Annotated in this window: 23 protein-coding genes; 11 read left to right on the top strand and 12 right to left on the bottom strand. The window is 64.7% G+C overall.

The window, feature by feature from the left end:
• Positions 1 to 70 precede the first annotated feature (70 nt).
• Positions 71 to 667 carry a GNAT family N-acetyltransferase gene (locus DFO58_RS13355; protein ID WP_113608096.1) on the top strand — a complete coding sequence of 199 codons (597 nt, stop codon included), beginning with the start codon at positions 71 to 73 and terminating at the stop codon, positions 665 to 667.
• Here DFO58_RS13355 and DFO58_RS13350 read toward each other — a convergent pair.
• Both DFO58_RS13350 and DFO58_RS13345 read right to left on the bottom strand, forming a co-directional pair.
• Positions 657 to 1,187: a DUF488 domain-containing protein gene (locus DFO58_RS13350; protein ID WP_120991366.1), complete on the bottom strand. Its 531-nt coding sequence runs from the start codon at positions 1,185 to 1,187 to the stop codon at positions 657 to 659. The two genes, DFO58_RS13355 and DFO58_RS13350, sit on opposite strands and share 11 nt — an antisense overlap.
• A 3-nt stretch (positions 1,188 to 1,190) precedes the next feature.
• Complete coding sequence (locus DFO58_RS13345; RefSeq protein WP_047120975.1) at positions 1,191 to 1,406, bottom strand: DUF2945 domain-containing protein; 216 nt, start codon at positions 1,404 to 1,406, stop codon at positions 1,191 to 1,193.
• 196 nt (positions 1,407 to 1,602) lie between these two features.
• Between DFO58_RS13345 and DFO58_RS13340 the strand changes: the two genes are divergently transcribed.
• On the top strand, positions 1,603 to 2,283 hold the full coding sequence (locus DFO58_RS13340) for an SDR family oxidoreductase (RefSeq protein WP_120991364.1): 681 nt from the start codon (positions 1,603 to 1,605) through the stop codon (positions 2,281 to 2,283).
• 231 nt (positions 2,284 to 2,514) lie between these two features.
• On the opposite strand, the gene DFO58_RS13335 is transcribed toward DFO58_RS13340, so the two are convergent.
• The 3 genes from DFO58_RS13335 to DFO58_RS18805 form a co-directional block, all read right to left on the bottom strand.
• On the bottom strand, positions 2,515 to 3,264 hold the full coding sequence (locus DFO58_RS13335) for an aspartate/glutamate racemase family protein (protein WP_120991362.1): 750 nt from the start codon (positions 3,262 to 3,264) through the stop codon (positions 2,515 to 2,517).
• 9 nt (positions 3,265 to 3,273) lie between these two features.
• On the bottom strand, positions 3,274 to 4,803 hold the full coding sequence (locus DFO58_RS13330) for an NCS1 family nucleobase:cation symporter-1 (RefSeq protein ID WP_120991360.1): 1,530 nt from the start codon (positions 4,801 to 4,803) through the stop codon (positions 3,274 to 3,276).
• A gap of 131 nt (positions 4,804 to 4,934) precedes the next feature.
• Positions 4,935 to 5,060, bottom strand: a complete 126-nt coding sequence (locus DFO58_RS18805; RefSeq protein ID WP_272926293.1) for a hypothetical protein — start codon at positions 5,058 to 5,060, stop codon at positions 4,935 to 4,937.
• Positions 5,061 to 5,539: 479 nt separating this feature from the next.
• On the opposite strand from DFO58_RS18805, the gene DFO58_RS13325 reads away from it, so the two are divergent.
• The 9 genes from DFO58_RS13325 to DFO58_RS13285 all read left to right on the top strand — a co-directional run bounded on the left by DFO58_RS13325 (position 5,540) and on the right by DFO58_RS13285 (position 15,623).
• Positions 5,540 to 6,337, top strand: coding sequence for a TIM barrel protein (locus tag DFO58_RS13325; protein ID WP_120991358.1), 798 nt, complete (start codon positions 5,540 to 5,542; stop codon positions 6,335 to 6,337).
• 39 nt (positions 6,338 to 6,376) lie between these two features.
• Positions 6,377 to 7,276, top strand: coding sequence for a 2-hydroxy-3-oxopropionate reductase (locus DFO58_RS13320; RefSeq protein ID WP_120991356.1), 900 nt, complete (start codon positions 6,377 to 6,379; stop codon positions 7,274 to 7,276).
• A gap of 322 nt (positions 7,277 to 7,598) precedes the next feature.
• Positions 7,599 to 9,392 (top strand): glyoxylate carboligase, encoded by a 1,794-nt coding sequence (gcl, locus tag DFO58_RS13315; RefSeq protein WP_120991354.1) that lies wholly within the window; start codon positions 7,599 to 7,601, stop codon positions 9,390 to 9,392.
• Between the two features lie 143 nt (positions 9,393 to 9,535).
• Positions 9,536 to 10,918 (top strand): allantoinase AllB, encoded by a 1,383-nt coding sequence (allB, locus tag DFO58_RS13310; RefSeq protein ID WP_047120347.1) that lies wholly within the window; start codon positions 9,536 to 9,538, stop codon positions 10,916 to 10,918.
• Between the two features lie 152 nt (positions 10,919 to 11,070).
• Positions 11,071 to 12,012 (top strand): zeta toxin family protein, encoded by a 942-nt coding sequence (locus DFO58_RS13305; RefSeq protein ID WP_120991352.1) that lies wholly within the window; start codon positions 11,071 to 11,073, stop codon positions 12,010 to 12,012.
• A gap of 165 nt (positions 12,013 to 12,177) precedes the next feature.
• Positions 12,178 to 13,302, top strand: coding sequence for a YihY/virulence factor BrkB family protein (locus tag DFO58_RS13300; RefSeq protein ID WP_286163600.1), 1,125 nt, complete (start codon positions 12,178 to 12,180; stop codon positions 13,300 to 13,302).
• 6 nt (positions 13,303 to 13,308) lie between these two features.
• A complete protein-coding gene (locus DFO58_RS13295; RefSeq protein ID WP_047120345.1) occupies positions 13,309 to 13,770 on the top strand; it encodes a DUF2243 domain-containing protein in 462 nt (153 codons plus the stop codon).
• Complete coding sequence (locus DFO58_RS13290; RefSeq protein WP_120991349.1) at positions 13,767 to 14,567, top strand: cytochrome c oxidase assembly protein; 801 nt, start codon at positions 13,767 to 13,769, stop codon at positions 14,565 to 14,567. The genes DFO58_RS13295 and DFO58_RS13290 overlap by 4 nt, the downstream gene beginning before the upstream one ends.
• A 363-nt stretch (positions 14,568 to 14,930) precedes the next feature.
• Positions 14,931 to 15,623 (top strand): ASCH domain-containing protein, encoded by a 693-nt coding sequence (locus DFO58_RS13285; protein ID WP_286163599.1) that lies wholly within the window; start codon positions 14,931 to 14,933, stop codon positions 15,621 to 15,623.
• Positions 15,624 to 15,633: 10 nt separating this feature from the next.
• Here the strand turns inward: DFO58_RS13285 and DFO58_RS13280 are convergent, their stop codons facing one another.
• The 7 genes from DFO58_RS13280 to DFO58_RS13250 all read right to left on the bottom strand — a co-directional run bounded on the left by DFO58_RS13280 (position 15,634) and on the right by DFO58_RS13250 (position 20,861).
• Positions 15,634 to 16,623, bottom strand: a complete 990-nt coding sequence (locus DFO58_RS13280; protein WP_120991415.1) for a putative sulfate exporter family transporter — start codon at positions 16,621 to 16,623, stop codon at positions 15,634 to 15,636.
• Positions 16,624 to 16,919: 296 nt separating this feature from the next.
• Positions 16,920 to 17,120 carry a hypothetical protein gene (locus DFO58_RS13275; RefSeq protein ID WP_147407288.1) on the bottom strand — a complete coding sequence of 67 codons (201 nt, stop codon included), beginning with the start codon at positions 17,118 to 17,120 and terminating at the stop codon, positions 16,920 to 16,922.
• A gap of 78 nt (positions 17,121 to 17,198) precedes the next feature.
• Complete coding sequence (locus DFO58_RS13270) at positions 17,199 to 17,402, bottom strand: hypothetical protein (RefSeq protein WP_120991345.1); 204 nt, start codon at positions 17,400 to 17,402, stop codon at positions 17,199 to 17,201.
• Positions 17,403 to 17,423: 21 nt separating this feature from the next.
• Positions 17,424 to 17,963, bottom strand: coding sequence for a hypothetical protein (locus DFO58_RS13265; protein ID WP_120991343.1), 540 nt, complete (start codon positions 17,961 to 17,963; stop codon positions 17,424 to 17,426).
• A gap of 302 nt (positions 17,964 to 18,265) precedes the next feature.
• Positions 18,266 to 19,534: an ATP-binding protein gene (locus DFO58_RS13260; protein WP_120991341.1), complete on the bottom strand. Its 1,269-nt coding sequence runs from the start codon at positions 19,532 to 19,534 to the stop codon at positions 18,266 to 18,268.
• A complete protein-coding gene (locus DFO58_RS13255) occupies positions 19,531 to 20,241 on the bottom strand; it encodes a response regulator transcription factor (protein ID WP_286163598.1) in 711 nt (236 codons plus the stop codon). The genes DFO58_RS13260 and DFO58_RS13255 overlap by 4 nt, the downstream gene beginning before the upstream one ends.
• Entirely contained in the window at positions 20,238 to 20,861 is a 624-nt protein-coding gene (locus tag DFO58_RS13250; protein ID WP_147407287.1) for a hypothetical protein, read from the bottom strand. The genes DFO58_RS13255 and DFO58_RS13250 overlap by 4 nt, the downstream gene beginning before the upstream one ends.
• Positions 20,862 to 20,932 lie beyond the last annotated feature (71 nt).

Here is a 20,932-nt window from a genome sequence, read left to right as displayed (position 1 = left end):
TTGCCGTGGCGACCAATGGGCCGAATTCTGGCTCAGGCCGGCTGAAACGCCATGGAATAAGCTTCTTGGTATGGAAGATTCTCTGAATAAAGTCGCCTGGCCCGTAGCCACCGAACGCCTGACCCTGCGCAGGCTCGAATCCGAGGATCTGGAGGCCACCTGGCGGTATCGCCAGCTTCCGGAAGTGACCCGGTGGATCACCTCCGCTCCCGGAACCCTCGAGGAGTACCGCGTGTATTTCCACGAGGAAGGCCGGGTGGAGCGCGATGTGGCAGTCGAGGTCACCGAGGACGACGGCAGCAAGGTGCTGATCGGCACGGTCATGCTCAAGGTGCATGATGCCTGGGGACAGAGCGAAATCCTTGACCAGACCCGCCACGTCGAAGCGGAGATCGGCTGGAGCTTCGACCCTGCCTACGGAGGCAAGGGCTACGCCACCGAGGCGGTCCGGGCGGTGCTGGAGCTGAGCTTCGGCGCGTTGGGCCTGCGCCGCGTTGTCGCGGAGAGCTTCGCGGCCAACGACCCGTCCTGGAAACTCATGGAACGGGTCGGCATGCGCCGCGAGTCCTACAACCGCCGCAACGGGCTGCACCGCAGCGGCGAATGGATGGACGGCGTGGTCTACGCGATGCTGGCCGACGAGTGGGGAGAACTGGTCACCGCCTAGGGTAGGTCACCTGGCATTCCGGGCCGATCACCGCACCCGGGCTGAGTTCGGCTTCCGTAGCCGACTCGACGATATGCAGCACCCTGGCACCGCGGGCCATCAGGTGGTCGGCGAGGATGCGCCGGTGGCAGCGCCACCATACGGCCTCGGAGCACATCAGCGCCATGCGCTCGGAGCCTGCCTGCGCCACCAGATCCCGCGCGGCGGCGTCGAATTCCCGTCCCAGCGCATGATCCGCGTAGTTGTGGAAGCTGCGGTTCTCCCACCAGGCATTGGTCTCGAACGGCACCGTTGTGCTCACCGGGCGCCGTCCCTCCAAGGCCGGATCGGCGCGCAGCCCGATGCCGTATTCCGCCAGCGAGGCGCCCAGGGCGTCGGCGTTGAACTGCGGGTATCTGTTCGAACCGCGAAGCTTGCGCACGTCGATGACCGTCTGCACCTCGTTGGCGCGCAGCAGTTCGATGAACTGCTCGATGCTGCGTGTCGAATGGCCGATGGTTAGGATCGTTGGTTCGGCCATGATCTAGTCGTCGAGCAGCCGCAGCGCCTGGCCCTTGTGCGCCGCGATGTGATCGGTCTTGTCGCTCTTGATCTCGTATTGCGGATCCTCCGAGGACGCCCGGTGGGTGTGCCCCTTGTAGTCGAAGTCCCGGTGGTGGACCTTGACGATGCGGCCCGAGACGCGTCCTGCCTCGGAATTCCACGAAACGTGGTCGCCGACCTTGAATGTGCGTGCCATGGGAACCTCCTTGGTGGTTACGGCCATTGAACCAGCCGGGCACGGAGGCAGCAACCGTTCATGAGGATTGCCCAGATGCAGTCCGTATAGGAGCCGGGAGTTCGGCCCGAGGTGCGCCGCCCACCACCAGGTCCATGGAATAGTGGGCCGAATCGCGAGGTTATGCGAAGTGGAGACCAAGCAGGAAGGAAGGTTTATGACCGAATCACCACGAGTAGTCATCATTGGCGGCCACGGCAAGATCGCATTGCTGGCCGCCCCCAAATTGAAGGCCAAGGGGTTCGCGGTGGACGCGCTGATCCGGAACCCGGAACATGCCTCGGATGTCGAGGCCGTATCGGCCAACCCCGTGGTGCTCGACATCGAACGTGCGGGGATGGACGAGCTGGCCGAGGTGTTCAACGGTGCGCAGGCCATCGTCTTTTCGGCAGGCGCTGGCGGAGGCAACCCCCGGCGCACCAACGCCGTGGACTTCGAAGCTGCAACGCGGGCGATCCGCGCGGCCCAGCAAAGCGGCGTAAAGCGATTTGTCATGGTGTCCTACTCGCGCGCCCTGGTCGATGTCGACAACCTCGACCCTGCGCATTCCTTCTACCCCTACGCCCGCGCCAAGCACGATGCGGACCAAGCGTTGCGCGACTCGGATTTGGACTACACGATTCTCGGCCCCGGAACGCTGACCTTGGGTCCGGCGACGGGCAAGGTCGATGTCGCCGACGCATCGGGCAAGATCGATGGCAGCGACCCGGCCTCGGCCGATACCTCGCGCGAGAACGTCGCCGAGGCGATTGCGCTGGTGATCGGCAAGGGCCTGCTCATTCGCCAGACGGCGAACTTCTTCGACGGGCAGACGCCGATGGAGGAAGCCTGGAGCTAGTGCCTCCATTGCATGAAGGACATGAAGCCCCGTGAACTTCACGGGGCTTCGTCTTGCCTGCGGACTGAACCAGGTCCGGTGCCAGAGCCGGCTTTCGACGGATTGGGCTTAAACGGAAATCCCCGCTGCATCAGCAGCGGGGATTTCCATGTCATCACTCGCACCTTCATGAGGTACTTACAAGTCTAGGACGGGTTTCTGTGCAGCAACTAGGCTGGGACTCCCTGTTTGCTAGGCGCGCGTTCCGGCGTCGGCAGGCTGGCGGGTGATCGGCCAGCCGGTGACCTGCTTGGGGCGCGGCGGGGCGTAGGTGCGCACCTTGGAGGTGCTCAGCCCCATGCGGACCAGCGATTCGGCGATGGTCACCGCGGCGCGCACGCCGTCGACGATCGGCACGCCGGTGGCGGCGGCCACCTGTTCCTCCAGCTCCGCCATGCCGCCGCAGCCCAGGCAGATGACCTCGGCCTTGTCCTGCTCGACCGCCTGGCGGGACTGCTCCACGATTGCCGCCACGGCGCGCTGCGGGTCGGATTCGAGCTCCAGCACGCCCAGCCCGCTGGCGCGCACCGAGGCCAGCCGGTCGGTGAGCCCGGCCAGCTTGAGCCGGTCCTCGATCAGCGGCACCGCGCGGTCCAAGGTGGTGACCACCGAGTACTTGTGACCCAGGAACTGGGCGGTGGAGGCGGCGGCCTCGGTGATGTCCACGACCGGCACGTCCAGCAGCTCCTGCAGGCCCTCGCGGCCGTGCTCGCCGTAGCCCGCCTGGATGACCGCGTCGAAGGGCTCGGTGTAGTTCGCGACCTTGTCCATGACGGCCAGCGCGGCCAGGTAGCTTTCGAAGTTGCCCTCGCAGCTGTCGGCGCCAAAGTCAGGGGTCAGCTCCACGATTTCGGTGCCGGGGGAGGCGACCTGGCGGGCGGAGTCGCCGATGGCGCGGGTCATGGATGCGGTGGTGTTCACGTTCAGTACAAGAATGCGCATGGTCGGCTCCTAGTGCTTCGGGGTGACGGCGATGGCTTCGCCGTCCAGGTCGACGAGGTTCTGGTGGCGCTTGGCCAAGGCCAGGTAGGTCAGCGCGCCGGCGCCCGATCCCAGGAACCAGGCGAAGGCGCCGACCACGTGCAGAGCAGGGACGAACGCGAGCAGCAACGCGATCACGGAGCTGATGGCCAGGGCGGCAATCGCGCGGAAGTTGAAGCCGCGGGTGAAGTAGTAGGTGCCGTCCGGCTCGGCGCGGTACAGGTCCATGACGTTGATGCGCGCACGGCGCACCAGCCAGTAGTCCGCCATGATGATGCCGAACAGCGGGCCGAGCAGCGCGCCCAGGCCGCCCAGGAAGTAGTTGATGATCTCGGGCGAGTTGTACAGGTTCCACGGCAGGATGGCCAGGCCGATCACGCCGGAGATCAGCGCCGCCTTCCGGAAGTCCAGGTGCTTGGGGAACAGGTTGGTCAGCGCGTAGGTCGGGGCGACGAAGTTCGCCATCAGGTTCACCGCGATGGTCAGCACCAGCAGCGCGCCGGATGCTAGCAGCAGCAGGAAGGTGTTCGGGATCGCCTCGACCACGTCGGACGGCGAGCTGATGATGTCCCCATTGATGGAGAACTGCGTGCCGGTCAGCACCACGACGATGGCGCCGAAGAACAGCATGTTCAGCGGGATGCCGAAGAAGTTGCCGCGCACGATTGCCTTCTTGGAGACCGCGCCGCGGGTGAAGTCGCAGAAGTTCAGCACGAAGGTGCCGTAGATGGAGACCCACAGGGCGGCGGCGCCGAACATGCCGACCCACATGTCCAGCCCGGACTTGGGGGTGCTGGTGTGCATGGCGACATTGAACCCGGACTCGAAGAGCATCCAGATCGCCAGCGCCAGGAAGGTGACAAGGATGATCGGGCCGGCGAATGCCTCGTACTTGCGGATCATCTCCATGCCGTAGCTGACGATGACCAGCTGGATGCCCCACAGGGCCACGAAGCAGATCCAACCCAGCGTGTTCAGGCCGAGGAAGCTGGTCTCGGTCAGGCCGGCGGCGCCGGGCGCCAGGGCGATGACCATGACGGACAGCACCTGGGAGGCCAGGAAGGTCTGGATGCCGAACCAGGCGATGGCAACAGCCCCGCGCAGCAGCGCCGGGATCTGGGCGCCGTTGATGCCGAAGGCGATGCGGCTCATGACCGGGAACGGGACGCCGGTCTTCTCGCCCATGAACCCCGAGAGGGTTAGCAGCGCGAAGAGCAGGACCGCGCCGATGCCCAGCGCGCCCAGGATCTGCCAGCCGCTCATGCCCAGGGCGAAGAGCCCGATGGCGAAAGCGTAGTTGCCCAGCGAGTGCACGTCGTTGGCCCACAGGGTGAAGATGCTGTAGGCGCTCCAGGTGCGTCCGGACCGGGTGGTCGGGGCGAGATCCTGGTTGTAGAGCGAGGGGCTGAGCTCATAGGGGTTGGCGGGATCGATTCCCGACCGGTTGTGCCCGGTTTCTGCCGCAAGGGCAGGCGAAGCTTGAGGCGTATTCTGCGCCATGATGGACATCCTTTAACAGGGGCCGCGGCCGGAAGGCGGGAAGTGCCTGGATGATGGCGGGGCGGCGGGATCTACTGGTAGGCGTGCGCGGCGGGTCTGAACGCGTGGGTTCGACGGCGGCGGGAGGGGCGCTACGGGTAGATCGGCATGCCGAAGTTCGAATAGAACTCTGCCGGCGTGCCGGAGAACGGCAGGACCGGAAGCGAAGTTTCGCCGACCGGGTTCATGCTGTGCTCCGTGCTGAAGTGATTCTGCATGGCTGCTCCTGAGTATTGAATCTGACTCCGAGATATGTGCCAATCGTGCTTGGTGAATTAACTGTATGTGATGGGTCACATTACCGCAATAGAAAATACAGATTCCGCAATGCGAGATAACTGGACGCGGGTGAAATGTTTCGTTTCGCACTAGTGGGGCGCGGGGGGCGCGGTGCCCTGATGCAAGAAATTAATCAGGTCGGGCTGAGGGTGCCATCGGGCCCCGCGTGCTGCGGGCCGAATTTGGAAAAATCTCGGAGAAATTTGTTCGCCTCGTGGAAAAACATCAGTTTTTCGCGCGTCGGCCCGGGCGGTTCGGAGGTGCACGGAGACTTATTTAGCGCCGGCTGCCCGCGATGTTTCGCGGGGTTCCGGGTAGCGCTTGACAGTGACGCGGATCTCGCCCTACAGTTTTCATAAAGCAAAACCCAAATTCCATAAAGCGGAATCTTGGGGCACGGTCTCGAAGGGAAAAACCAGTGTCGTACACTCTGAACTGCTCGATCCTGCTCACCGAACTCCCAGTCCTGGAGCGCGCCGACGCAGCCAAGGCTGCCGGCTTCGACAGCGTCGAGTTCTGGTGGCCCTTCGCAGAGGCCGTGCCGACCGATAAGCAGGTCGACGAATTCGTTGCTTCCATCAAGAACGCCGGCGTGCAGCTGGACGGATTGAACTTCTTCGCCGGCGACATGCCTGCCGGCGACCGCGGCCTGGTCTCCTGGAAGGGACGCTGCGGCGAGTTCAAGGACAATGTGGAAGTAGTCGCCGCCATCGGCGAAGCCACCGGCTGCACCTCCTTCAACGCCCTGTACGGCAACCGCCTGGACGGCTTCACCGCGGCGGAGCAGGACGAGCTGGCAGTGAAGAACCTGCTCGCCGCCACCTCGGGAGTCGCCAAGATCGGCGGCACCGTGCTGATCGAGCCGGTCTCCGGCACCGAGGCCTACCCGCTGAAGACCGCCGCGGACGCACTCGCTGTGGTGGACGCGGTCAAGGCGGCAGGCGGCCAGAACATCGCCCTGCTGGCCGACTTCTACCACCTGGCGGTCAACGGCGACGACGTGGCAGCCGTCATCGAGGCGCACGCCAAGGACTTCGGCCACATCCAGATCGCCGACGCCCCGGGCCGCGGAGCTCCGGGCACCGGCAACCTGCCGCTGCTGGACTGGATCAGCCGCTCCCGCGAGCTGGGCTACGCGGGCAAGGTCTCCCTGGAATACAAGCAGGACGCCGCCACCGCCTTCGACTGGCTGAAGACCGCTTCCGCCAGCGCCTAAGCACCCATCGCACCACCGCAAATTTTTTGGAGTAGAAACATGTCGCAGAACGTAGCATTCATCGGCCTGGGAATCATGGGCCTGCCAATGGCGAAGAACCTGGTCAACGCCGGCTTCACCGTCACCGGCTTCAACCGCAGTCAGGGGGCCATCGACGCGCTGGTCGCCGCCGGCGGCCAGGGCGCCGGATCCGTCGCCGAGGCCGTGGAGGACGCTGACGTGGTGATCACTATGGTGCCGGACTCCCCGGACGTGGAAGCCGTTGTCTCCGGCAAGGACGGCGTCTTCGCCAACGCGAAGGCCGGCGCACTGTGGATCGACACCTCCTCGATCCGCCCTGACGTCTCGGCCAGCCTGGCCGCAGACGCCCGCGCCGCGGGTCTGCGTCCGCTGGATGCCCCGGTCTCCGGTGGCGAAGCCGGCGCGATCGGCGGCGTGCTGTCCATCATGGTCGGCGGCGAGCAGGCTGACTTCGATGCCGCCGCGGCGGTGCTGGACGCGGTGGGCAAGACCATCGTGCTGGTCGGCCCGTCGGGCTCCGGCCAGACCGTGAAGGCCGCCAACCAGCTGATCGTCGCCGCTAACATCCAGGCGCTGAGCGAGGCAGTGGTCTTCCTCGAGGCCTACGGCGTGGACGCCGACGCGGCCATCAAGGTCCTCGGCGGCGGCCTGGCCGGCTCGGCCGTGCTCGACCAGAAGGCCCAGAAGATCCTGGACCGCGACTTCGCCCCGGGTTTCCGCCTGGCCCTGCACAACAAGGACATGGGCATCGTCACCTCCGCCGCCCGCGAGGCCGGCGTGGTGCTTCCGCTCGGCGCACTCGTCGCCCAGCTGGTGACCTCCACCGTGGCCAGCGGCGACGGTGCGCTGGACCACTCGGGCCTCTTCCGCGGCGTACAGCGCCTGTCGGGCAAGGTCGAGGAAACCGTCGGCGCCTAGCCGACCGAAAAACTTCCTGCGGCGGACTCGCCGGGCACCTTCAATCCCTCGGATATCCGGCCGCGCGCCGATCCCACAGATGCTGCTGACTTGCTGCCGGTGATGACACGGCACCGCACGAGAAAACATCAGCGGCGCGCACTGAGCTCTGTTCCAGTTCAGTGCCGGATTCCGATGCTCAAGGGCGCGAAGTCATGGTGACTCATGCGCCCGGGTGTCCGCCGCAGGACACTACCTCTCCCTCTCTCCAAGACCCGCCGCCGGCGTTCCCGCTCAGTTCCGCCGGCACCGGGCACCCGAAAATTCTTAGGACGTGAAACCCATGGCAAAAATGCGCGCTGTAGACGCCATTGTGCTGATTCTGGAAAAGGAAGGCGCTACCGAGGCCTTCGGCCTGCCAGGCGCAGCCATCAACCCGCTGTACTCGGCGATGAAGGCGCATGGCGGCATCCGCCACACCCTGCACCGCCACGTCGAGGGCGCCAGCCACGCGGCTGACGGCTACTCGCGGGCCACCGGCAAGATCGGTTTGTGCCTGGGCACCTCCGGCCCTGCCGGCACCGACATGATCACCGGCCTGTACGCCGCGATCGCCGACTCCATCCCGATGCTGTGCATTACCGGACAGGCTCCGACCAGTGTGCTGCACAAGGAAGACTTCCAGGCTGTGGATATCGAGTCCATTGCCAAGCCGGTCACCAAGTACGCCTCCACCATCCTGGAGCCGGGACTGGTCCCGGGCACCTTCGCCAAGGCCTTCCAGGTCATGCGCTCCTCGCGCCCCGGCCCGGTGCTGCTGGATTTGCCGATCAACGTGCAGCTGGCGGAGATCGACTTCGACATCGACGCCTACGAGCCGCTACCGGTTGAGAAGCCCAAGGCCACCCGCGGCCAGGCGGAGAAGATTGTCGACCTGCTGACCAGCGGCACCAAGCCGATCATCATCGCTGGCGGCGGCGTGATCAACGCCAACGCCTCCGGGAAGCTGGTCGAGCTGGCCGAAGAGCTGAACATCCCGGTGTCCCCGACCCTGATGGGCTGGGGCGCCATCCCGGATGACCACCGCCTGCAGTCGGGCATGGTCGGCATCCAGACCCACACCAAGTACGGCAACGCCACTTTCCTGGAGTCCGACGTGGTGCTGGGCCTGGGCAACCGCTGGGCCAACCGGCACACCGGAGCGCTGGACACCTACCGCGCGGGGCGCAAGTTCATCCACGTGGACATCGAGTCCACCCAGATCGGACGCGTGTTCTCCCCGGACCTGGGCATCGCCTCGGACGCCGGCGCGGCGATCGACGCGATCCTGGAGGTCGTGCGCGAGCGCAAGGCCGCCGGATTGATCCCGGACTACTCGCAGTGGGCCGATGCGACCACCGCCCGCAAGGGCACCGGCCACCGCAAGACCAATTTCGAGAACATCCCGATCAAGCCGCAGCGCGTGTACCAGGAGATGAACGCGGCCTTCGGCCAGGACACCACCTATGTGTCCACCATCGGCCTGAGCCAGATCGCCGGCGCGCAGATGCTGCACGTCTATGGTCCGCGCAAGTGGATCAACGCCGGACAGGCCGGCCCGCTGGGCTGGACCGGACCGGCCGCCCTGGGCGTCGTGCGCGGCAAGCCGGGCGAGCGCGTGGTCGCCCTTTCCGGAGACTACGACTTCCAGTTCATGATCGAGGAGCTGGCCGTGGGCGCGCAGTTCAAGCTGCCGTACGTCCACGTGGTTGTGAACAACTCCTACCTGGGCCTGATCCGCCAGTCGCAGCGACCGTTCGAGATGGACTACCACGTCTCGCTGGGCTTCGACAACATCAATTCCCCCGAGACCAACGGCTACGGCGTGGACCACGTCAAGGTCGCCGAGGGCCTGGGCTGCAAGGCAGTGCGCGTTCAGGACCCTGCCAAGCTGGCCGAGGGCTTCGCCCAGGCCAAGGCCCTGGCCGACGAGCACCAGGTGCCGGTGGTGGTGGAAGTGATCCTGGAAAAGGTCACCAACATCGCGATGGGCGCGCAGCTGGATGCCGTCAATGAATTCGAGGACCTGGCATTGGAGCCTGGCGATGCGCCAACCGCGTTGGTGCCGCTGGGCGGCAGTGTCACCGTGGATGCCTGAAGGCCAGTCGTCACTGCCTAGTCACCACGAAGTTTGGCGCGGGACACCGGTTCACCAAAAGGGTGTGTCCCGCGCCACAACCAATTAGACTCATTTAGAGCCTGAATCACGAAGTACAGATTTCAAACGAGTAGGAACGCCTCATGAGCATCAACGAAGCTGTTGAACACGACGCACGTTCATCCGCACAGGCCCAGTACGATCTGGTGCTGCGCGGAGAACGCATCTTGACCACCGCGGGGATTTCCGCGCGGGAAATCGGCGTGCGCGACGGCAAGATCGTCGCGATCGAACCCTTGGGCAACAACCTGCAGGGCGAACGCGTGATCGACGTTGGAGCCGATGAGGTGCTGCTCCCGGGCCTGGTCGATACCCACGTGCACGTGAACGAGCCGGGCCGCACCGAGTGGGAGGGCTTCGAGTCCGCCACCAAGGCCGCCGCCGCGGGCGGTGTCACCACCATCATCGACATGCCGCTGAACACCATCCCGCCGACGGTGAATCTGGAAGCGCTGGAGATCAAGAAGGCCGCGGCGCAGCCGAAGGCCTACGTGAACATCGGTTTCTGGGGCGGGGCGATCCCTGGCAACAAGGAGAACCTCCGCGAGCTGCACGATGCCGGCGTCTTCGGCTTCAAGTGCTTCCTGCTGCACTCGGGCGTCGACGAGTTCCCGTCGCTGACCGTCGACGAGATGGAAGAGGACATGGAGGTCCTGAAGTCCTTCGACTCGCTGATGATCGTGCACGCCGAGGACTCCAGCGCCATCGACCACGCCCCGGAAGCCCAGGGCGACCAGTACGACCGGTTCCTGAAGTCGCGCCCGCGCGGTGCGGAGAACGTGGCGATCGCCCAGGTGATCGAGCGTGCCCGCTGGACCGGGGTGCGCGCCCACGTGCTGCACCTGTCCAGCTCGGATGCGCTGGCGATGATCAAGACCGCCAAGTCCGACGGCGTGAAGATCACTGTGGAAACCTGCCCGCACTACCTGACGCTGCTGGCCGAGGAGATCCCGAACGGCGCCACCGCCTACAAGTGCTGCCCGCCGATCCGCGAGGCCTCCAATCGTGAGCTGCTGTGGAAGGGCCTGGAAGAAGGCATCATCGACTGCATCGTCTCGGACCATTCGCCCTCGACCATCGACCTGAAGGACGTGGAGAACGGCGACTTCGGCGTGGCCTGGGGCGGCGTCGCCTCGCTGCAGCTGGGCCTGCCGCTCATCTGGACCGAAGCGCAGAAGCGTGGCATCGCCCTGGAACAGGTTGTGCAGTGGATGGCGGTGAAGCCTGCCGAGCTGGCGGGCCTGAAGCACAAGGGCTCCATCGCCCTGGGCAATGATGCGGACTTCGCGCTATTCGCCCCGGAGGACGCCTTCGTGGTGGACGTGGAGAAGCTGCACCACAAGAACCCGATCTCGCCGTACCACGGCAAGACCCTGGCCGGCGTGGTGCGCCGCTCGATCATCGCCGGCAACGACGTGGACTTCGCGACCCCCCGCGGGAAGCTGATCCGTCGCGGCGAAGCCTAGCAACGCAAGGAGCCGCCACACCCCAGGAAGCCGCCGATGGCCGGCGGCATCCTGGGGTGTTCTTGTGCTGGAAACCGGCTGGAATTCCGGGCCGCGTTCTCGCACCCGGATATCCGCCCCGCTACGGTGGAAGAAAAAGGAAGGAACGGCACATGGCGGCAAAAGAGGAGATTGAACACCACCGACGCACCGTGGATCGCATGTCGCGGCCGGGCGAGGCGCTGGCGCAGGACTCGGAGAACATCACGGTGTCTAATCCCGAGTGGTTCTACCAGGACGGGGGCGAATCCATGAAGCCCAAGCCGGAGCGCCGCAAGCTGCACGAACGGCTGAAATCCGACTATCGCCGGAAATGGCCCCGGGCCAAGCAGGAGCGGCGTGCTCTCATCCTGGCCGGCGCTCCGGGGGCCGGAAAGAGCACCTTGCTCAAGGAGCTGCTCGGCGAGCAACTGGAGGATTATCTGGTGCTGGACGCCGATGAATTCAAGGAGCTTCTGCTGCGCCAAGCGCAGGCTGACGGCAGCTATGAAGCGACGATCAAGCCCGATGAGGTCAAGCGGCGTGAGACGGCGGGGGAAGAGTTCTTCCCGCTGGAGCTGGCGACCTTGGTGCATGAGGAATCCTCCCAGCTCTCCACCCAGTTGCGCAGCGAGTGCATTGCCGACGGGCTGAATATCGTCGTGGACAAGGTGCTGCACTCGGCGGATGGAGCGAAGCAGCTGATGGCCGAGCTGGACGAGGCAGGCTACCGTGTCGAGATCGTGGAGGTGCGGGTGCCGTTCGAGGTCTCGCAGCAACGCATCACCCGTCGCTGGGAGGAAGCCTACGAGGCCTCGCTGCACGGCGAGGACGATTTAGGCGCCCGCTGGGTTCCGTACCAGTTTGCACGCAAGGTCTTCGACGCCCCGGGGGACAAGTCCAAGCCCGAGATCATTGCGGAGAAACTGGCCTTCCAGTCGCCGGCGGTGCTGCGCTACCGCGCGTACCGCACTGCCGACAGCGACACGGCGGATGCCGATGACTTCGGCTCACTGGAAGTGGACATGTCCAGAGCCGGTTACGGAGCGGAACTGGCAGCCACGCCGCAACGCTAGCCGCGCACCTCTCTTCCTGAGTATTTCGGCAATGCCATTGATGAGCTTCGCCGGATCCTGCTTCAATGTCGGCAAAAGCACACGAGCAGTCTAAGATCTCGCGGAGGTTTGGAAATGGTCAAGTCAGCCGGGGCCTCTGGTCACCCGTTTGAAGGTCGCCCGGACGTGGATGAAGGATCGGCCACCGATACACGGCGCAAGTACAAGAATGCCCCTGAACCGGAGGACGACTCGAAACCGGATTCGCCGGTCCAGCTTCACGGCAATTCGTGGAAGTACATTTTCAAGCGTTCGCTGAGCGAGTTCTCCCGCAACAAGTGCACGGACCTGGCCGCCTCACTGACCTACTTCGCGATGCTCTCCATCTTCCCCGGCCTGCTGGCTTTGGTCTCGCTGCTGGGATTGGTGGGTCAAGCCGAAACCACCACCAAGACCATGATCGATATTCTCGATCGGTTTGCCAGCGGCCAAGTGGTTGAGACGCTCCGGCAACCGATTGAGCAACTGTCCGCGGCGCCGTCGGCAGGACTGGCTTTTGCCGTCGGTTTGATCGGTGCGCTGTGGAGCGCTTCGGGCTATGTGGGGGCATTTGGCCGTTCCATCAACCAGATCTACGACGTGCAAGAAGGCCGCCCGGCGTACAAGCTGAAGCCGATCATGCTGCTGGTGACTTTGGTCTTGCTCCTGTGCGCGGCGTTGCTGATCATTTTGCTCGTCGTCTCGGGACCAGTGGCCCAGACCATCGGAGATGTCGTCGGGCTCGGGGAAACCACGATCATGGTCTGGAATATCGCCAAATGGCCGGTGATTGTGCTGGCGGCGGTGCTCATGATCGCCTTGCTCTTCTACGGGACGCCGAACGTGCGGCAACCAAAATTCCGCTGGATCAGCCTCGGATCGGCAATTGCACTGCTGATCCTGGCCGTTGCCACCCTTGGATTCTTCTTCTACGTCGCCAACTTCTCGAACTACAACAAAACCTACGGCGCCATTGGCGGCGTAATCGTGCTCCTGTTGTGGATCTGGATCGGCAACCTGTCGTTGCTCTTCGGCGTCGTGTTCGATTCGGAAGTGGAGCGCGCCCGGCAGCTTCAGTCCGGGATTGCCGCAGAGAGTTCGATCCAGCTTCCTCCGCGGGACATCAAGGCCAGCGAGAAGCAGCTGTCCAAGGAGGAGAAGGACATCCGCGAGGGCAAGCAGCTGCGGATCGCTGCAGAGCTGGAACGCGAGGAAGACCTGGACGAGGCCTCCGACGGCTCGAAGCCGGATACCGGCACCCCCCGGGAGTGAGCGCCGATGGATCTTCCCGTCACAGCGCGTGGCCGAAACCTGTCCGCCGGAGTGTTCCTGGGGCTCGGAAGCGTAGCGTTCCTGGACGAAGTGGTCTTCCACCAGCTCTTGCACTGGCACCACTTTTACGACAGGTCCAGCAGTTCCATGGGCCTGGTGTCCGACGGGCTGTTTCACGCGTTCAGTTGGTTTGCGACCGTCGCGGGCTTGCTGCTGATGGTGGGGCTGGTCCGCGATGCCAAGTTCGCCAAGCTGACATTTGCCGCCGGCATGCTCACCGGAGCGGGATTCTTCCAGCTGTATGACGGCTTGGTCCAGCATAAGCTGCTGGGCCTGCACCAGATCAGGTATGGAGTTCCGCTGCTTCCCTATGATGTGGTGTGGAACGTGGTCGCCGCCGTGATGCTCGCAGCCGGGATTGCCCTCTGGGCCATGACGAGTCGAATGCAGCGCAGGCACGAATCGTGACTAAGGCCGTGGATCAAACGTGGGCCACGGATCCCGCGCAGCTCATCTGGGTGGCGGCAGTTATGTCGGCCATGGTGCTCTACGGGCTGGCGCATAAAAAGCTTCGGGAACAGGGGAGCACTTGGCCAGCGCACCGTACGGTATCCTGGTTTGCCGGTTGCCTGCTGGTGTTGGTTTCCGTGTATGGTCCTCTGGCCCAGCTTGCGCACCATGATTTCCCCGTGCACATGGTCGTCCACGTGTTACTGGGAATGTTGGCCCCCTTGCTGCTGGTGCTTGCAGCGCCGGTCACGCTGACCCTGCGGGCGTTGCCGCATGCCACCGCCCGACGGCTTGGACGGCTTCTTTCCGGCAAAGCGGCTGGTTTCGTGGCGAACCCCTTCGTGGCGGCGATCTTGAATGTCGGCGGACTCTGGTTGATCTATAGATCGCCGCTGTTCGTACTGATGCACCACAACCTGCTGGTGGGTGCCTTCATCCAGTTGCACGTGCTGTTGGCGGGTTATCTGTTCTCCTATGCAATTCTCGGCGGGCCGGATCCCGCGCCACACCGGCGAAGCCCCGGAGAACGCGCGGCTGTGATGGTCATGGCCATTGCTGCCCATAACATCTTGGCCAAAAGCCTCTACGCGATGCCTCCTGCAGGCCTGCAAGTAACCGACGCCCAGACGGGCGCACAGATCATGTACTACGCCGGCATGCCCGTCGAGATCGCTCTCCTCATTGGCCTCTGCCTCCCGTGGATTCTGGGGAACCGGGCGAAGTCACATCGCAGGAAGACCGCTGGCCAGCTCTGAGATAGGCATTCATGCCCCCTGAAGCATCAAAAGGACAACCCTCCTGCATTCAACAGGCTACGGAAACTCGCGCCGGACAGCTTGTCGTCCAGAGAGGTCGCGACGATGGATGTCCCGACGTATTTCGTCAAGCAGCCTTCAGTGCATGCACCCGGAACCACATCCGGCTCCGATACCTCCGGACGAGTCAGACGAGGATTTGTATGCGCAGCCGGTGCAGATCTTGATGCAGCGGGCCGAGGGACTTGCGGGCCAGCCCATGACTTCGTGAGCATTCCCGGGGAGCCGGCGCAGAAATACGACGTGAAGCTGCGATTCAAGCCTGCGGAGGTCATCTGGCCGGACCCGACGAAGGATTGCCGGATGACGAAATACAGCCTCAGCGGAATGTCGATTTTCTGTGTCGGCGAAGCCGTCCTGCGGGTGAACATGCCCCATGTGCACGGCGGCCAGGCGATCCGGTTCCTGATGCCGTCCAACCCCGACTTCTACAGGGAGTTCGAGCTGGACGACCAGTACGATGGCCACATGAGCGAACTGCCCGAGCTGAACCTAGAAGCCGCAGAGAAAATGTGGCTCGCGTACCTGTCCGCCCGCTCCATCGCGCCCGAGGACGCGCCGGGCTATGTGGTCGAATGCTACGGCGACAGCGCCGAGCTGGCCGACGAGCTACTGCATGAGGTCATGTACGGAACCAAGCGTGCCACCTCGTCGCTGGCCAAGGAATACAGGCAGCACGGCGAAGCCGAACCCAAGGCGGGGGACCACTGGGTGGTATGCGACGGCTCGGGAGAACCGCGGATCATCCAGCGCGTGGTTTCTGTGCAGCGCTCCAGCTTCTTCGACGTACCCGCCGAGTTCGCCGCCGCCGAGGGCGAAGGGGACCTCTCGCTGGAATATTGGCGCCGGGTGCACAAGGAGTTCTGGACGCGCACCCAGGCGGAGATCGACTGCAACTGGACGCCGGAGCAGACCACGCAACCGGGCGAGGAGCTGCTGCTGGAGCGCGATGAAATCTGCTGGCCGCCGGAATTCGCGGATGCGCCCTCGCCGTGAGGCAGCTGGCCTACTGGATCGGGCTGTAGAGCAGCGCGCCGACCACGGCGATGACCAGGATGACCAGGGTGGACAGCAGTGCCAGCACCAGCGAGCGTCCGCTGGACTTCACGATCGACTTCAGGTGCACTCCCAGGCCCAGGGCGAACATGGCGGCGGCCAGCAGGATGGTCTGCGCGGTGGAAGCCAGCGACAGGAAGGACTCGGGCAGGATGCCGCTGGTGCGGATCAGCATGGCGACCAGGAACAATGCCACGAACAGCGGGACCAGCGGCGGCTTCTTGCCGCCTTCAATGTTGTGCTTGCGGCTCATGTAGAGGGACAGCCCGGCCATGATCGGGGCAAGCATCACCACGCGGGCCAGCTTCACCGTGACTGCAACGCTCAGCGCGGTGGCGCCCACGGCGCCGCCGGCGGCGACCACCTGGGCCACCTCGTGGGTGGAGGCACCGATGAGCACACCGATGCTCGTTTCGTTCAGGTCCAGCAGCGCGCCCAGCGCTGGGGTCAGCGGAATCATCAGGGTGCCGAAGAGCACCACCAGGCCGATGGCGGTGGCCACCTGGTCCTGCTTGGCCCTGGTGGCGCCCTCGGCGCCGGCCACGGCGGCTGCGCCGCAGATGGAGAATCCGGCCGCGATCAGCAGGCGCTGGGGCAGCTCAATGCCCATGCGTCCGCCGATCCATACGGTAGCCAGGAAGGTGACGCCCACGCAAAGCACCACGATGACCAGCACGCCCGGGCCGAGGTCCAGGATGGCGCCCAGCGAGAGCTGGAAGCCCAGCAGCACGATGCCGGTGCGCAGCAGCTTTTTCCCGGAGAAGGTGACGCCGGGGCCGAAGACCGCGGGCACGGGCGCCAGGTTGCGCCACAGCGCGCCGAGCAGGATCGCGATCAGCAGCGCGCTCATGCCCGGCACCAGCCGGGCCGCGGCAAGCGACACGCCGCCCATTGCCAGGCACAGAATGATACCGGGAAGGAAGCCGCCGATCCGTGTCATGACGGAAGGTTTCGGCTGCGCATCATCGCGTGCCGGGGCGGGGGCGGGGTCCGCCGACATATTTGTTCGCTTGGGTTCATCAAGTGCCATGTAATTGACTTTGCCATGATTCGGCTCCTGCCGGTGATGCCTATATCGCTATCACGGTCATATCGCACTCATATGGGATGTTAATTGCAGGCGGCGGGCACCGAGGAATAGTCTCAATGCCCGCCGGTCCCGCATGCTCTGGACGGATCAGACGCGGATCGCGTCCACTATCCGCACGCGTGCCGGCATCACACCTGTCAGCGCGCCTACCGCAACGGAAACCCCCATGCCCAGCAGGGGGCATTGACCAGGAAGCCCGGCATTTCGTCCAGGCCGGTGGCCAGCACCGAATTGATCAGCTTCGGGTTGCTGACGATTGCCATGGAGATCAGCACCTCGAGCCTGCCGGCCACCGCGGTGGCCGGCACTATCAGCACGTTCTCGGCCGATCCGGCATCGATGTCCATGCACATGGACAGACGTTCGAAGACCACCCCATGCTCGGGGACGTCGCAGGAGATTTCGCTGCCCGACCCACCGCCGGGCTACCCTCCGTCGTCCAAGGAGCCCATGCCCGGCTCGATGCCCTGGATCGTGGAGACGGAGCCCAGCTCGGAGCCCGGCGCCGCCTCAAGGGTTTCCGAGGCGGAGTCCGCTACGGACAGGTTCTTGCAATCGAATGGTTCGGTACCTCCCTCGATGGAGATCTCGGCGCTCTGGGTGCCTTCCGTGAGCCGGTAGCGGTCCAACGGGTTGATGGTGCCGACTGCCTAGAAGTTCTCCGGCTGCATCTTGCCCAGGGCTGTGCCCTTGGTGACCTCGTCCTCGAGCGCGATGGCGAATTTGCCGACCTTGCCCGTGGCTGTGGCGCGCACGTCGTGGTACGTCACCACGGCTTTGGCCGGCGTCTGGGGTTGTTCGTCCGCCGACTTCGAGCCGTTGTCAGCGGACCTGGTGGTATCCGTGGCCTCGGGCTGGATTTCCGCGCGGACCTGGAAGATCCGGGCGCCCTTGCTCACGTTGTCGCCGGGCTTGACGAAGGCCCAGTTCACGACGCCGTCCACCGGGGCGTTGAGCGTTTGGGCTTCATCGAGCTTGATGGTCCCGGTAATGGCCAGGGTGTTCTCCACCGTGGCCTTGCCGACGGTGACCGTTTCCGCCGGCACTTCACCAGTGGGATCTAGCTGGTCGTCGTTGGCCGAACTGCTGCCGGTGAAGGCGAAGCTGACAAGACTGACGGCGATCACCGAACCGGTAAGCAGCCAGGAAATGGGCAGGACAAAGCGCCTGAAGACGCGGCGATGGCTCATGAGGCAGTACTTTCCATTCTTCGATGAATAGCGCAACTGCCAAGCGATACCAACGAACGAAATGCCCAACTTCAATCTTATAAGTTGGATTATTACCGCTTGGGTCAAAGCTAAATAGAGAACTCGCCCTCAGCGAATGTTCGGAATGTGCGTCGGGTGAGTTGCCGTGACGTCGAGTACCCGGTTCCCGGTGGCCTGCTCAGCTGCGCCAGACAGACCCTACGACATATTCGCGCGGGAGTGGCCGCCTGCCACCGCAGCCTGCCTGCCCTGCCGGGGCATGCACGATAGCCGCCAAGCGCTCAGGCACTGGGAGATCTGGGAGCTGCCGCTGTTGCCGTGCGCGCCTGAAGCGTGAGCTCCACCCGGGCGCCGCCGTGGTTGGACAGTTTCATCGTGGCGCCCAGGGCCTGCGCCTGTCCGCTGGCGATGGTCAGCCCCAGCCCGATGCCGCCACCCTTGGAGACGAAGCGTTCAGGACCGGTGTCGAGGATGCTGCGCGGAAATCCCGGCCCGTGGTCCAGCACGCTGACGCTCGTGCCCCGGGTGCCGACCAGGATTGCCCCGGAGCCATGGGTCGAGGCGTTGCTGATGAGGTTTTCCAGGATGCGCTCAAGACGCCTGGGTTCCACCAGCACCGTGCTGCCGCCGGATTGCAGCTGAAGCTCGAGATGTGCGCACTGCTCGGGCCGCCGTTCGCAGATGCGCCCTATGAGTTCGGCAACGCACGAATCAAGGTCCAGCTCTGAGAGCTGGGCGGTTTCAACGCCTGACTCCAGCCGCGAGACCTGGAGCAGGTCCTCGACGAGGTTGCGCAGCTTGGCGACCCGGTCCTGGACAAGCTGCGTGGGACGGGAGTCGGGAAGCAGGCTGGAAGCGGTGACCAGCCCGGTCAACGGGGTGCGCAGCTCATGGGCGAGATCAGCGGAGAAACGCTGCTCGGCGGCGATCTTCGCCTTCAGCTCCTGGGCCATGGCGTCCACTGCCCCGGCGAACTGGTCGACTTCGTCCTTGCCTCCGAAGGGTTTGCCGATCGCGTCTTCCACCAGCACCCGGCGCTCGCCGGAGGCGATGGCGCGCGCCGCCTGGGAGCCCTTGGACAGCCTTTGGACGAGGCGGGAAACGATGAGCGTGCCCAATGCCGAGACCAGAACCAGCGTCGCGACACCTGCCCAGAGCAGGGCGGTGTCAACGCTGTGCCGCATCTGCTGGCTGTTGGCCCAGGACACCGACAGGGACAGGATTGCCGGCTGCGTGCCCAGGCTGACCGGGGCTGCCGCGTAGATGATGTCCTGGCCGTCGAGCCTCGCGCGGTAGGTGATGTACTGGCCTGCCTTGGCGGCATCCCGGGCCTCGGCCGGCAGCTGCGGATCGTTGACCTTGGCTCCCAGGATGCTGATTCCCGTCTCATCCAGGATCCGCACCGCCTGCTTCAGCGAGCCGGTGGCCTCGTCGCGCAGCCGCTGTTCCTCGGAAATCGTGATCATCTGGCGCACCAGCAGCGCCGAGATCACCAAGGTCAGCAGGACCGACAGGATGGTCATCCCGGTAATTTTCCACCGAAGGCTCATGGGGCTTCATCCTGCAGCCGGTAGCCGAAACCGCGGACGGTCTCGATGCGGGATGCGCCGATCTTCCTGCGTAGCCGCTGGACATGGACATCGATGACGCGGTGGTCGGCATCCCAGGTGTAGCCCCAGACCTCGGAGAGGATATCGCTGCGCGAGACGACCACCCCCGGATCCTCGCTGAGCATCAGCAGGATCTTCATCTCGGTGGGAGTCAGGTGGATCTCCCGCGCATCCAGCGTCACCACCAACCGGTGCGGGTCGATGTCCAGCCCCTTCGCGTCCGGCACCGGTTCTCCATGGGCAACGGTGTTGGCCTGCGGCATCGCGGTGCGCCGCAGCACCGCCCGCAACCGGGCGTCGAGCACCTGCAGGTCGAACGGCTTGGCCAGATAGTCGTCCGCCCCGGCGTCCAGCCCGGTGACCATGTCCAGGCCTTCACCGCGGGCCGAGAGCATGATCACCGGTACGTTGCTGAAGCCGCGCAGCTGGCGGCAGACCTGTGTTCCGTTCATGGTCGGCAGCATGACATCCAGCAGCACCGCGTCCACCGGGTCTTCTTCCTGCAGGCGCCGGAAGAGCTCAAGGCCTTCCAAGCCGTCCTCGGCCCCGAGGACGTGATAGCCCAGGCGCTCAAGTCCGATGCTCGTTGCCTCCCGGATGACCGCGTCGTCCTCGATCATCAGCACGCGGACGCCATCGGCCTTCACTGCTCCGTCCCCTGGTCCTGGGCCGGATCGACCGGGCTGGCGAAGGAGTCGCCTTGGATGAACTGCCCATCCTGGTAGCGGAACATGCGTACCGACCAGCCCGAGGGACAGCACATGGGGTCATCGGGTCTGTAGACAGCTTCCTGCGCGACAAGGCTGCCTTCCTTGCCCGCGCTCAGGTACACGTCGGAGCCTCCGACGGCGAGCGCGACCTCCGGTGTGCCCTTGGCATCGCGGATGGCGAAGGAAGCGAAGCTGTAGGCGTCCCCGGCGGTGCTCACGGAGTAGATCTGGAACTTTTCGCCTGCAGTTTCGTAGGCGGGCATCGCGACCAGGCATTTGTCGCATTCGGTCAGGTACTCGCGGATGTCCGCTTCGGAGTTCTCCTGGGTGCTCACGGCGTCCAGGTCGGTGGCCAGCAGGACCTGCCTGACCTGCGCGGGAGAGAAAGGCCGTTCCCAAGCCCCTTCGTCGTTGACTGACGGTGCGGAGGACTGCGCGGCAGGCGTGGTAGGGAGCGCCGGAGATTCGATCCGCAGCGGATCGTTGGAGCTGCAGGCACTGGTTCCACAACATAGCAGCAGTGCGCAGAGCATGCCGAGTGCACGCCGTAAAGCCACGGGATCCCTTTCGATTGTCTGCCGGAAGTGTGCGGAGCGCTGACCGGCACTGCCAATTATGCCCGCGGCAG

The sequence above is a fragment of the Arthrobacter sp. AG1021 genome (assembly GCF_003633665.1).
Lineage (GTDB): Bacteria > Actinomycetota > Actinomycetes > Actinomycetales > Micrococcaceae > Glutamicibacter > Glutamicibacter soli.
Note: the sequence above shows the minus strand (reverse complement) of the source record. Positions and strands in the feature narration are given on the sequence as shown.